Source organism: Solitalea canadensis DSM 3403 (genome assembly GCF_000242635.2).
GTDB lineage: Bacteria > Bacteroidota > Bacteroidia > Sphingobacteriales > Sphingobacteriaceae > Solitalea > Solitalea canadensis.
On the sequence record NC_017770.1, the window covers coordinates 2,201,359 to 2,214,162 of the forward strand.

A 12,804-nucleotide genomic window follows, 5' to 3' on the forward strand; every position below is an offset into this window, starting at 1 on the left:
GCGCCGATAGGTGCAAAACTCATCGCCGTCTTGGCTAAGCCAAAACGGCAATAATTCTATATCAGTAAAAAGTGCAATCGTAACTTAATAGCTATTATTAACAGACAATATTAAACTATAAATCATTTATATCCAATGACTTATCTATCATATATTTAAGGATTTGTTTAATAGTCGGAAAATATCCACCGGCAATAAACATTGTCTTTCCTTCAGGAGTTATAACCAGGTTGGTTGGAAAAGTTCCTAGTTCCAATTTCTCCAACATATCTCCTACTCCGGCTATGTGTTTATAATTGAACGAACGACGAGTCAGGAAACGTTCAACCGTTTGTTTATTATCTGTTGAAAAAGCAAGAAAAACAACTTTCTCATTAGACTTGTATTCTTCAACCAACTCATTCAGTTCGGGCATTTCTTTTAAACAAGGAGCGCAGGTTGTAAACCATACATTCACAACTATCACCTTCCCTTTAAGCTGTTCAAAACTCAGTTCCTGACCGTCAATTGTGGTGAATTTTTCATTGGGAACATTTTCACCATGTTTAAAAAATGGATTGGGTGTACTTAACGTTTGTAATGCAGCATCTTTTTCCTGTGGAGTAGTTTTTAAAAGTTTGATCTCCGAAAATTCTCCCTGTTCATTTTTCAACTGCTGCATTTTATAGTCGCCTGTTAATAACAAGTAACTCATTTCATCATAAGAAATAACTTTATCGTTAATATCTTTAATAACAATATCAGATTTCTTCTGTTGCTGCTGAGCACAACTCAGCAATGGAAATAAACAGATAATAACTAGTAATCTCTTCATCATTATAAACCCGCTTCATCTAAATTTAAAACACAACGCTGACCCGACAATAACGAAAGATTGCCTTCCAGAGTTTCTTCAGCCTTTACATTATCAAACTCATGTGCATATCGTTTCTTTAACTCCTTGCGCTTAATCGCCTCAATGAAACGTCTTGCCTCTTCCTTATCCTCCAGTATTAATCCGGGAACTTTTTTAAGCTCATTCGTCTTTTCATCCTTTGCCACCATTGTTACGTAGGAGGTATTGGTATGCTTTATCTTCCGGGTTTTAACATTTTCACTTTCCACACGAATACCTATCACCAATGATGTATTCCCTACGTAATTAACCGAAGCATGTAATGAAACTAATTCACCTACTTCAACAGGTGCTAAAAAATTGACTTCATCCACAGAAACGGTTACACAGTAAGATCCGGCATGACGGGATGCGCATGCATAAGCCACTTTGTCCATTAATGATAGTAAAGTACCTCCATGAATCTTGCCGCCAAAATTAGCATAAGATGGAACCATTAATTCGGTGATAGTGGTCTGAGAGTATTTTACCCGGTAATACGGCTGTTCGTCGGTCATAGTTGTTGGTTTATTTATTTTTTGATGTTTGTTTTTCACCCCTAATAATCAAGCGCAATTATTTTAGAATTCCCTTCGCCATCCGATCTTTATCGTAAAGATCTTTCTTAATTTCAATATAAGCGAAACCGGCTTGCTCCATTACTTCCTTGGTTTGCAAACCCAATGCCTCATTGATCTCGAAATAAAGCGCTCCTCCTGTTTTTAATGCCTTAGCTGCAAAATTGGCAATTGAACGATAAAACAGTAAAGGATCATTATCTTCTACAAATAAAGCTAAATGAGGTTCAAAATCCAGTACATTTTTATGCATCTTTTCTTTCTCAGAATCGCGAACATAAGGGGGATTACTAACAATAATATCAAACTCTCTTTCATTTACGGGTTGCAACTGCAAAATATCGCACTGATAAAACTTTACTTCTGTTTTATTAAGCACAGCGTTTTGCATAGCTGTTTCTAAAGCACCATAAGAAATATCAAGACCTTGAACTTTTGCTGAATGCAGGTTTTTTTTTAAGGCAATGGGTATGCATCCGCTTCCGGTACAAACATCAAGAATAGAAATATCTTCTTTACTGTTCTTTTTCTGATCTGCCAATATCCAATGTACCAGTTCTTCCGTTTCGGGGCGCGGAATAAGCACATTTTCATTGACTTTTATCCGGCAACCATAAAATTCAGTTTCACCTAATACATATTGCACCGGTTTACCTGTTAATAATTCGATGAGCACCATTTCTATTGAGGTTACTTCCTGCATAGTCAATTCCCGAATTCCATTCATGGAAAGCTGTACCTTGTTAAACTTAAGAAGATGCATGAGCACTAACTGAGCAATACTACGAGCTTCCTGCTGATCATATAAAACGGAGAGCTTTTCCGTAAGGTGGTTTTCAAATTCTTTTACCAGTGGCATACAACAAAAGTAGTGATGTAACGCCAAGCCGCAAAGGCGCAAAGAAATATAATATCTCTACTATTCGATATTCTTCAATAACCAGGTTGTTGATTATCAAAATTACATCCACATGCCCCTCTACATAAAGACTTTTCTTAGCGTCATTGCGTCTTTGCGGTTATATTTATCTTACTTTTGCACTGCTCATGGATAAACATCAACTCTACATAAAACGTTGCATCGAATTAGCCCTTAACGGGCTTGGATCGGTAAGTCCGAACCCCATGGTTGGTGCGGTAATTGTATGTGACGAAAAAATCATCGGCGAAGGTTATCATAAACAATTCGGTAAAGCCCATGCGGAAGTAAATGCGATTAACTCCATATTGGAAAATTATGCTGATGCGGAGGAGCTATTAAAGCGCTCCACCATTTATGTTAGCTTGGAACCCTGCTCTCATCATGGAAAAACACCTCCATGTGCTGATTTAATTATCAAGCACAAAATCCCAAAAGTGGTTATTGGCTGTAAAGACCCCTATGAAAAAGTAAGCGGACGAGGCATCGAGCTATTAAAAAATGCTAGTATCGAAGTATTAACAGGCGTACTTGAAAATGAGTGTTTGGCATTAAATAAACGATTTATCACGCTTCAGACACAACATCGTCCGTATATTATTCTAAAATGGGCACAAACTGCCAATGGGTATTTTGCTCCAACTGATCATTCACAATTCTGGATTACGGGAAAAAGAGCTAAACAACTGGTACATAAATGGAGAAGTGAAGAAGATGCTGTTCTAATTGGTTCAAGAACTGCTTTGACTGACAATCCTCAGTTAACAGTTAGAGATTTCGCCGGAAGGAACCCAGTCAGAGTGGTTATAGACCGTCTTTTGAAGCTTCCTAAAGACTTGAACATCTTTAATAACGAAGCCAAAACGATTGTTTACAATGAATCAAAATTAGGTGTGGAAGGCAACGTTTATTATAACACCTTAGAATTCAACGAGTATTTACCTCAATTCATGATGTATCAATTGTATTTACAAGATATTCAGTCGGTTATTATTGAAGGAGGAGCAAATGTGCTTAACCAGTTTATTAACTATGGATTATGGGACGAGGCTCGTGTATTCACAGGAGAAAAGACCCTGGAAAATGGTACTCCAGCCCCAGCAGTTTCCGGTAAAGTTATCTCATCGGAAATGATCGACCAGGATGAATTGACAATTATTGCCAATAAAAACAATCCTTATATAGCGCTCTGAAAAGATATAAACATCTCACTAACCTTTAATTTACAACAATGTTTTACATATTTTTAAGCATTCTCTGCAGTGTTGCAGTTGCCGTTCTTTTAAAGCTTTTTAACAGATATTCTATTGACTCACTACAGGCTATTATAATTAATTATCCTACTGCCTTAATTCTATCTTATCTTTTCTTTAAACCCGATTTACAAATTGTAGGCCAGCACAGCAACCTGCTGCCAGAGTACACTATTCTTGCACTGCTGTTGTTATCGTTGTTTTATTTCATTTCAAGATCAATCACCTATTCAGGTATGGTGATAACGGCTGTAGCACAACGCCTATCACTCTTGATACCTGTTCTGGCTGCTTTTATCTTATTTGGAGAGCAATTAAACCCCATTAAAATTGCAGGACTCTTAACAGGCTTCCTAGCCATTATTTTATCACTTCCTTATACTAAAAATGAGGACGGCAATAAAAAGGCATCTGTATTTTTTCCATTGATCGTTTTTTCAGGAACCGGGGTTATTGATGTGCTGTTTAATCGGCTTGCCCAAAACAAAGAAGTTCCATTTACCACCGCGTTGTCGACTGTATTTGGAATTGCCATGTTTTTAGGGTTCATCGTACTTGCTTATTTGTTTACAACAGGAAAATCCAAGTTTTCTCTAAAAACTGCAATTGGAGGCCTATTGTTAGGTTCTTTCAATTTCTTCTCTATCATATTTTATTTAAAAGCACTCCATTTGGAGAGTACTAAGCCCTCGGTTATTTTTTCTGCACTTGATGTTGGGGTAATTACCTTGGGTTCAATTGTAGGTTTTTTCATTTTTAGTGAAAAATTAAGTCTGAGAAATAAACTGGGCATTTTAGTCGCTATTATTTCAATTATTATTTTTTCATTCGCTTAATGTTATTTGAAGATACATATCAAACTATAGCAGCTCCGGCTGAGGGTATTTTTCGAGATAAGGGAAGTAAATTCTTGGCCTATGCTTATCCGGTTAAAACGGAAGATGAGGTAAAAGAATGGTTGCAAGTATTGAAAAAAGAGCATCCTACTGCACGGCATCATTGCTATGCATGGCGTTTCGGACTTGATCGTTCCGTTTTTAGGGCCAATGATGATGGAGAACCTTCCGGAACTGCGGGAAGACCGATTCTGAATGTCTTACTGTCCAAAGATGTTACCAATGTGGTTGTATTTGTGGTTAGGTATTTTGGAGGAACATTATTAGGTGTACCCGGCTTGATAAATGCCTATAAAACAGCAACCATAGAAGCCTTGAATAATGCTGCAATAATTCAAAAAACTGTTAATGATGTTTATCGTGTTGATTTTGAGTATTTACAGATGAATGATGTAATGAAGGTACTTAAGGACGATGCCATAAAAATTCTTAATCAACAGTTTGACAATGCCTGTTCAATTGAATTTGAGTTAAAGAAATCGGAGGTTAACCGATTAATAGGCAAACTGGAAGGTTTAAAGGCAGGGATTCACTATTTAAGGACAGTATAGCACCTTCCCTTTCAACTATTTCTTTTCTAAAATTGTAAATTTAAGCACAATCAATAAATCTGTCATTAATGCTAATTTCCGAAACTGATCTGATTTTAAACCCAGATGGATCTGTATACCATTTAAATCTATTTCCTGAAGATATTGCTGATACCATAATTACAGTTGGAGATCTGGAGCGTGTAGGCGAGGTTTCTAAATATTTCGACAAAATCGAGTTAAAAAAGAATAAACGAGAATTTGTTACACATACTGGAAGTATTGGAAATAAACGAATCACAGTGATTTCTACAGGAATCGGGACAGATAATATTGATATCGTTTTCAATGAGTTAGACGCTTTGGTAAATGTAGATTTTCAAGAGCGTATAGAAAAAAAGGTACATAGATCGTTAGATATTATCCGTATCGGAACGTCTGGCAGTTTACAACCCGACATCCCAATGGATACTTTGCTCTTTACCACTTACGGAATCGGATTTGATAATTTAATGCGCTATTACGAATATGAGAATTCCAATACTGAGTTAACTATTCTAGAAGCACTAAATGAACAATTATCTTTTAGTCCGTATGTATTTTCTGCGGATAAAACATTGAAAAGTAAATTATCAGAAGGTATGCTTGAGGGCATGACCGTTACCTGTAGTGGATTTTATGCTCCCCAGGGACGAACGATCAGAGTTCCCAACCGCCATCCCGATTTTATAACTAAATTACAGCAATTCACTTATAATGGTTCCAGAATTACTAACCTAGAGATGGAAACAGCCGGGATTTTAGGAATGGCAAAAGTGTTGGGACACAAAGCTTGTTCAATAAATGCTATTTTGGCAGCTCGACTTGAGAAAAAGTTTAGCAAGAATCCCTCTGCAATTGTTGAAAAAGCAATTAAATTAGTTTTAGAACGATTAACCGCTTAACCAAAATAAAATGAAAGCATTAGTTCTTGAAGGGTTAAATCAACCTTTAACAGTAAAAGAAGTGGAAACTCCATCATTACTACCGGATGAAGTTTTGGTAAAAGTTAAAGCCGCATCATTTAACCATAGAGATAACTGGATTCAGGTTGGATTATATGCCGGTATTAAATACCCTATTATTCTGGGTTCTGATGGCGCAGGTGTTGTAAGTGAGGTGGGTGAAGATGTTGACAAGGCCTGGCTAAACAAGGAAGTGCTTATTAACCCTGGGAATTTTTGGGGCAATACGGAAAAATACCAGGCAAAGGAGTTCAAAATTTTAGGCTTACCAGAAGATGGCACTTTTGCTGAGTATGTAAAAACAAAAGCTATCAATCTGTACGATAAACCGGCACACTTAAGTTTTGAGGAAGCAGCTGCAATTCCATTAGGTGGAGTAACTGCATTTAGAGCGTTATTCTCAAGAGCGGGTGCTCAAGCTAAAGAGAAGGTGCTGATCAATGGTGTTGGCGGTGGTGTAGCATTATTTGCCTTGCAATATGCAGTGGCTGAAGGATGCGAAGTATATGTAACTTCTGGCTCTGATGAAAAAATTGAGAAGGCCAAATTCTTAGGTGCTTATGGAGGTGTAAACTATCGCATTTCATCATGGGTAAACGATCTGAAAGAAATGGCTGGTGGTTTTGATGTGATTGTCGATAGTGCAGCAGGTGAAGGCTTTAGGGATTTAGTGGAGCTTGCCAATCCAGGTGGACGAATTGTATTTTATGGCGCAACAAAAGGAACGATCAAAGACCTTGACCCTCGCCGGATTTTCTGGAAACAGTTAAACATTTTAGGTTCTACTATGGGGAGCAAACATGATTTTGAAAATATGCTTCGTTTTATTGAACAGCATAAATTACTCCCGGTAGTAGACAAAGTATTTGACTTTACAGAAGCAAATGAGGCTTTGGAACGAATGAAAAAATCGGAACAGTTCGGGAAGATTGTGCTGAAGATAGATTAAAAATTCACGCAAAGCCGCTAAGGCACAAAGAAATTAAGCTTAAAAACGTGCATCTTAGCGGCTTTGCGTGAAACCCTTATTTTCTCTTTATCTCGTAAAGAATACCATCCCAAAGTTTAATGCGGGCTTTCAAAGCACCAATTACTGCTTTTTCTGCTGCTTCCCATTTCTCTTCATCATCCCCGCAAAGTTCTTGCGTCATTTTAAGAGCAAGCTCTCCATGATGACCGCCATCAACTTCGATATGACGTTCGATATAATATTTGAATATGCTGATTTCTCCAGGATACTGCTGATCTAACTCTTTCAGAATTGACAAGAACATATCTGGAATTAAATCTTCACGACCGAATGTAAATACGGCAGCCTGTGTATATAACTTGCCTTCTGCAATGGTATCAAAGGTAAAGTTTACAAACTGCTGAATAGACTCAGCTAACTCTGCCGTACGTAAGGCGTTTTCAACTGAATAAATACCGGTAACGCATTTGAGAAAAAATTTCAGCTTTGATTTATCAGCTTTAGCCTGAAGCATCGCATCAAGATAAAGTTCAAAATGGCTTGTGCGTTTACCGTTTTGATCTACATCACTTTCTTCACCTACTACAATCTCGTTGATCAAATAACGTGTTTCAGCAGAACCTACAGGCATCCAAGGTGCTTCTGTACAAGTTAAATTTTGCTGAAGACTCTTTAGCAACGACATAAAATCCCATACGGCATAAACATGGTGTTCCATGAAAATACGCAGATGATCAATGGTTTTAATGTGTTCGTACAGCGGATGTTTAATCAGCTGTTCACGTAAAGGTTCAATGGTAGAGCGTATTTGTTGTATAGATCTTTGCATAGCACAACATTAAATAGAAAATTCAGGAACCAGACTATGATCAATTTCTTTAAGATATTCAAGGTAAAGATTTAATGCTTCATGCTTTTTCTCATCAAACACAAAATCAATACTATGCATCAGGTAATAATCAATGTCAAAATCACTGCGCTTTTCTATGGTTTTCAATAACTCAGGGCGATGTTCAATGCCATACGCCAAAGCCGCATTTAACTCAGCTTTAATAGCTTCATCTATTGGCTTATTGGCTGCCCACACTGCAAACACAAATGGTAAACCTGTTAGTTTTTGCCACTCTTCTGCTAAATCATATACATAATTGAATTCATCTTTTCTTCCAAAAGTTCTGTCGCCTATCAACACTTGCGCATCAGCTTCGCCTTCATTCAAAACCACCGGATCAATTTTCCAATGTTTTTTCATTAGGATACGAGCCAAATTATTCGAAGTGCGTGATTGAGGATCCAAACGGATTGTCTTGATATCTTCAACCGGAATATCACTAAAAACAAATACCGAATTTACTGCTCCGGTAGCTCCTATGCAGTAATCAGCCACAATCTCGTAATAGGATAACCTAAGCAACGCGGCCACTGGAATCAATCCAATATCTACTTGATTATCAATAAGTTTTTGTGCGCAATCAGCTGGGATATCGCGAGATAACTCTACCTTATTTAAAATACCCGAATGCTCTAAACCATAAATAAAGGGCTTGGTATTGGTATAAGATACAGCAGAAATTCTCAATTTTTGGTTTCTATCATTCATCATTAATCCTCCAAATGGGCCAAGGAATTAAAAGTTAACATCTCAAAGCGCTGCCCATCATATCCCAGGGTGTATAAAGATGTATTTTGGTGGATAAATGAATCCATGTGTTTAAACTCAATCTGGAGCAAACCACAAAGCAAAATACGCATAGCACGGCCATGCATACATATCAACACTTGTTTTTCATTTTCCTGTGAAAGTACATGATCAATTGCTTCCAATTGACGCTTACTAACTTCCAGCGGGCTCTCGCCACCGGTAAACCGCACATCATACTGACCGCTTGTCCACGCATCGGTTACCGCTGTAAAACTTTGAACAACCTCCGAATGATAAGGTTTGCCTTCATTTTCGCCCCAATCCAATTCATCAAATCCAGGATGCTGTTCCCACTGCAAACCTCCTTCAATAAAAGGATGCATCGTTTGATGAGTACGTTTTAATGTAGAAGTATATACTTTGTCAAACGGCACGGTTCTATAAGTTTCAAAGAAACGTTGAGCTTGTTCACGGCCTAGATCATTTAAATCAGTATTTACTCCACGACCTTGCACTACCCCACTACGATTGAAATCAGTTTCTCCATGTCTGACTATATATAGGATCTTTTGGTAATCTCGGTTTTGTAAATCTACATCCTCACCTAAAAATGCAGGGTGATTTGACAATATTTCCATTCAGTTTGTTTTGGTTGGCTTTTGGCTGATAGCGATTAGCCTTTAGCACTATATTTTGTAAAATAACCAGACGTTAGTAGCTAATTACTAAAAGCTAATAGCTATTGAATAACCGGCAAAGAAATAAACCCGGCTTCTTTCTGTTCAGCAGAAAAATCGTAGTTCATATAATCGGTGACAGTATTGTATAAGGTATCACGCTCAATCGGGTGACGGTTTACATGTTTTATCAATTCAACTAATTCTTCGGTACTCATTGCCGGGTGCTGTTCTTCCGAGCCTGCCATTGAATAAATCTTTGTTGTATCGTCAATAGTTCCATCGATATCATCCACACCAAAGGCCAACGACAATTGTGATGTAACGCGACCGATCATTGCCCAATAGGATTTGATGTGATCGAAATTATCTAGATAGATGCGTGAAATGGCATAGTTCCTTAAATCTTCAACAACAGAGACTTCCGCCACATCAGACATCTGATTATCCTTGTTTCTGAATTTTAGTGGAATAAATGCCTGGAAACCTCCTGTTTTATCCTGAAGTTTTCTTAATTCTTCCAAATGATGAATCCGGTGCCAAAAACTTTCGATATGTCCATACAGCATAGTTGCGTTGGACCTCATACCCAGTTTGTGCCATTCCTCGTGAATTTCCAACCATTGATCAGCAGTACATTTATCGGCAGCAATTTGATTACGAATATCCGGATGGAATATTTCAGCCCCACCACCTGGCATTGACTCAAGTCCTGCTTCTTTCATTAAACGCATACCTTCAGCATAACTAAGTTTCGCTTTTTTGAAGATATAATGATACTCAACTGGCGTAAGTGCTTTTACATGCAGTTCCGGACGATGAGCTTTTATTTTGCTAAATAGTTCAGTATAGAATTTGAAATCATACTGTGGTAGTACACCTCCAACAATATGAACCTCTGTAACATGCTTACCATCGTATTTTTTTACCATGTCAAACATCTCGTCCATGGTAAACTCCCACCCTTCTGAACGTTGCTTTATTAAACGCGAGTAAGAGCAGAATTTACAATCATACACACAAAGATTGGTGGGCTCAATATGAAAATTGCGATTGAAGTAGGTATAATCGCCATTTTTTTTCTCCCTGATATAGTTAGCTAGTGTACCCAAATAGCCAAGTTCACCTTTTTCAAAAAGTAAAACACCCTCATCAAATGTTATGCGTTCGCTGTTTTTTACTTTTTGAGCTATATTTTTTAATTCAGGAGCAAGATGTGGATCTGCTAAAAGTATGTCAAGTTGTGTTTCAGATCTCATGTATTAAGTTTTGACAAAAATAATAAAATAGTAAACAATGTTGACTATTTTATATGTAGAACGATTTTTTACTAATAACTGTTTTTCAAAAATGCGAAATATTAACCAACAATGACAGCTTTTTAAGACAATCTATCCTTAATTTTTCAATCATGGTTTCTAATGCATGCAATCTTTTTTGCAGTCCATTCTCACCAATTGCATTATCGTTCAGGTTTTTATCAGCAAATTCATACAATAATTCACTATCATGCAGCGTTCCTAATTCTTCCTGCAAATGATCTATTTGCGGAATAATTTTTTTCTTATCAATACGTATTCTTAAGAATTTATGTAACAAAAAGATTTGCTTTAGCTGACTTCTGATAAAATGAAGTTGAGTGTTATCGCATCCTTCAAACATCATTTTTTCGACAACAGCCATTTTTTCGGTAGAGAATAACCGGAAACTTTTTACCTGCTCTGCCCTATCCGAATTAAGACAAAAAGCAACTTTCACTAAAACTGCCTCTGCGTCATCAGCTGCAAACTTCTTTGCCCTATTAATAAATTTTTCTTCCAATGCATGTCTTTTACTATGTAAAGAATGTTTAAGCTGTTCTATCCATTTCTCATCTTCAGTAAAATAATGCTTAAGTTTCTTTTCCAGCTGGTAATTATCCCGAAGCCTTCCGGCGTGCTTAAACAACTTTTTAAACGGTGAAAACAGTTCTTTGGATCTATGATGATCAGGGTGCACATTTTCGCATAAAACACAAAATGTTTTAACTGTTTTAAGCTTTAATCGTAATTCATGTAAATGTTCGTTAGAACAATCATCTTTAGCTAATTCAACGGCATTGAACAATTTCTCACTAAAAGACTGGACGGAGGCTAATTCTATTTCCACTACTTTAACAATTTATAATTTTAGGATCAGCTGATTCTAAATGTTTATTACTTTCAAAATATTCTGCATTTAACTATCACACTATGTAAATTTAAGGCATACAGAAAAGCCTGATTGGCCAATTTTGTATAATGCAAACATTAAAAACTGATTATAAGCAATTTACGAAAATGAAACTGGAAACAATAGCAATTCACGCCGGCAATGAACCTGATGAGTCAACAGGAGCCATTACCCCACCTATTAACCTGTCGACAACTTTTATGAGGGATGAAGACCTTGGATATTCAAAAGGTTTTATGTATACCCGTCATAATAATCCTAACCGTAAACAATTAGAAACTTGTTTGGCAGCATTAGAGGGTGGTGAAGCGGCTTTAGCCTTTGGTTCCGGCTCTGCGGCAGCATTTGCTGTTTTTCAGGCTTTGCAACCAGGAGATCATATCATTGCTCCGGATGATATGTATCACGGTCTCAGAAGCCAGTTAAAACAGATTTTCATTGGGCTTAAAATGTGGATCACTTTTATTGATTTCACTCAAATTGAGGAACACATTCGGCCGAACACACGTTTAATTTGGATGGAAACACCCTCTAACCCGTTAATGAAAATTACCGATATTGAACACGTGGTAAAATTGGCAAAGGAAAACAACATTATTACTGCTGTCGACAATACCTTTGCAACCCCTTGCATTCAGCGTCCGATGGAGATGGGTGTTGATATTGTTATGCATGCTACCACCAAATACATCAATGGTCATAGTGATGTTTTAGGTGGAGCGGTTATTGCCAAAACTAACAATGAGTTTTTCCAACGAATAAGAATGGTACAAATTCTAGGCGGAGGGGTTCCCTCTCCTTTCGATTGCTATTTAACCTTACGAGGAATTAAAACGTTACCCTATAGAATGAGAGGCCACAGTGAGAATGCGCTGACGTTGGCAAAGTTTCTTGAAGGACACCCCGCAGTTGAAAAAGTATTTTACCCTGGACTATCATCACACCCCGACCATTTACTGGCAAGCCGACAAATGAAAAACGGGTTTGGAGGTATGTTATCATTTTTGGTAAAAGGTGGTGCTGAAGCCGCAATTAAAGTTGCCAATAAAACTACTTTATTTATTCAAGCGACCAGTTTAGGTGGTGTGGAAAGTTTAATTGAACATAGAGCATCTCAGGAAGGTCCGGATACCAAAACCCCACAAAATCTGTTAAGAGTTTCAGTAGGACTTGAACATATTGAAGACCTGATCGCAGATATGGATAAGGCGCTGAGGTAGGATTTCGAATTTACGAGTTACGAGTTTCGG

Annotated in this window: 14 protein-coding genes; 6 read left to right on the forward strand and 8 right to left on the reverse strand. The window is 37.4% G+C overall.

Annotated features, from left to right (window positions below):
- Positions 1-115: 115 nt before the first annotated feature.
- Genes SOLCA_RS09040 through prmC form a run of 3 tightly spaced genes read right to left on the reverse strand, consistent with a single transcriptional unit; the run spans position 116 to position 2,311 of the window.
- On the reverse strand, positions 116-814 hold the full coding sequence (locus SOLCA_RS09040) for a TlpA family protein disulfide reductase (protein ID WP_042479578.1): 699 nt from the start codon (positions 812-814) through the stop codon (positions 116-118).
- A gap of 2 nt (positions 815-816) precedes the next feature.
- Positions 817-1,392: an acyl-CoA thioesterase gene (locus SOLCA_RS09045; RefSeq protein ID WP_014680141.1), complete on the reverse strand. Its 576-nt coding sequence runs from the start codon at positions 1,390-1,392 to the stop codon at positions 817-819.
- A 58-nt stretch (positions 1,393-1,450) separates the two neighbouring features.
- Positions 1,451-2,311 carry a peptide chain release factor N(5)-glutamine methyltransferase gene (gene prmC / locus SOLCA_RS09050; RefSeq protein ID WP_014680142.1) on the reverse strand — a complete coding sequence of 287 codons (861 nt, stop codon included), beginning with the start codon at positions 2,309-2,311 and terminating at the stop codon, positions 1,451-1,453.
- Between the two features lie 188 nt (positions 2,312-2,499).
- On the opposite strand from prmC, the gene ribD reads away from it, so the two are divergent.
- From ribD to SOLCA_RS09075, 5 genes are all read left to right on the forward strand, one after another.
- Positions 2,500-3,564 carry a bifunctional diaminohydroxyphosphoribosylaminopyrimidine deaminase/5-amino-6-(5-phosphoribosylamino)uracil reductase RibD gene (gene ribD / locus SOLCA_RS09055; RefSeq protein WP_014680143.1) on the forward strand — a complete coding sequence of 355 codons (1,065 nt, stop codon included), beginning with the start codon at positions 2,500-2,502 and terminating at the stop codon, positions 3,562-3,564.
- Positions 3,565-3,602: 38 nt separating this feature from the next.
- Positions 3,603-4,460: a hypothetical protein gene (locus SOLCA_RS09060; protein ID WP_014680144.1), complete on the forward strand. Its 858-nt coding sequence runs from the start codon at positions 3,603-3,605 to the stop codon at positions 4,458-4,460.
- On the forward strand, positions 4,460-5,071 hold the full coding sequence (locus SOLCA_RS09065; RefSeq protein ID WP_014680145.1) for an IMPACT family protein: 612 nt from the start codon (positions 4,460-4,462) through the stop codon (positions 5,069-5,071). The genes SOLCA_RS09060 and SOLCA_RS09065 overlap by 1 nt, the downstream gene beginning before the upstream one ends.
- Before the next feature lie 68 nt (positions 5,072-5,139).
- Entirely contained in the window at positions 5,140-5,994 is an 855-nt protein-coding gene (locus SOLCA_RS09070) for a nucleoside phosphorylase (protein WP_014680146.1), read from the forward strand.
- 10 nt (positions 5,995-6,004) lie between these two features.
- The gene (locus SOLCA_RS09075) at positions 6,005-7,003 is read left to right on the forward strand and encodes a zinc-binding dehydrogenase (RefSeq protein ID WP_014680147.1); all 999 of its coding nucleotides are present in this window, start codon (positions 6,005-6,007) and stop codon (positions 7,001-7,003) included.
- Between the two features lie 76 nt (positions 7,004-7,079).
- On the opposite strand, the gene SOLCA_RS09080 is transcribed toward SOLCA_RS09075, so the two are convergent.
- The 5 genes from SOLCA_RS09080 to SOLCA_RS09100 all read right to left on the reverse strand — a co-directional run bounded on the left by SOLCA_RS09080 (position 7,080) and on the right by SOLCA_RS09100 (position 11,491).
- Positions 7,080-7,853 (reverse strand): DUF3050 domain-containing protein, encoded by a 774-nt coding sequence (locus SOLCA_RS09080; protein WP_014680148.1) that lies wholly within the window; start codon positions 7,851-7,853, stop codon positions 7,080-7,082.
- 9 nt (positions 7,854-7,862) lie between these two features.
- Positions 7,863-8,627, reverse strand: a complete 765-nt coding sequence (locus tag SOLCA_RS09085; protein ID WP_014680149.1) for a menaquinone biosynthetic enzyme MqnA/MqnD family protein — start codon at positions 8,625-8,627, stop codon at positions 7,863-7,865.
- On the reverse strand, positions 8,627-9,304 hold the full coding sequence (locus SOLCA_RS09090; RefSeq protein WP_014680150.1) for a histidine phosphatase family protein: 678 nt from the start codon (positions 9,302-9,304) through the stop codon (positions 8,627-8,629). Before SOLCA_RS09090 ends, SOLCA_RS09085 begins: the two co-directional genes overlap by 1 nt.
- A gap of 101 nt (positions 9,305-9,405) precedes the next feature.
- On the reverse strand, positions 9,406-10,602 hold the full coding sequence (gene mqnE / locus SOLCA_RS09095; RefSeq protein ID WP_014680151.1) for an aminofutalosine synthase MqnE: 1,197 nt from the start codon (positions 10,600-10,602) through the stop codon (positions 9,406-9,408).
- Positions 10,603-10,687: 85 nt separating this feature from the next.
- The gene (locus tag SOLCA_RS09100) at positions 10,688-11,491 is read right to left on the reverse strand and encodes a CHAD domain-containing protein (RefSeq protein ID WP_014680152.1); all 804 of its coding nucleotides are present in this window, start codon (positions 11,489-11,491) and stop codon (positions 10,688-10,690) included.
- A gap of 131 nt (positions 11,492-11,622) precedes the next feature.
- Between SOLCA_RS09100 and SOLCA_RS09105 the strand changes: the two genes are divergently transcribed.
- A complete protein-coding gene (locus SOLCA_RS09105) occupies positions 11,623-12,774 on the forward strand; it encodes a trans-sulfuration enzyme family protein (protein WP_245536769.1) in 1,152 nt (383 codons plus the stop codon).
- Positions 12,775-12,804 lie beyond the last annotated feature (30 nt).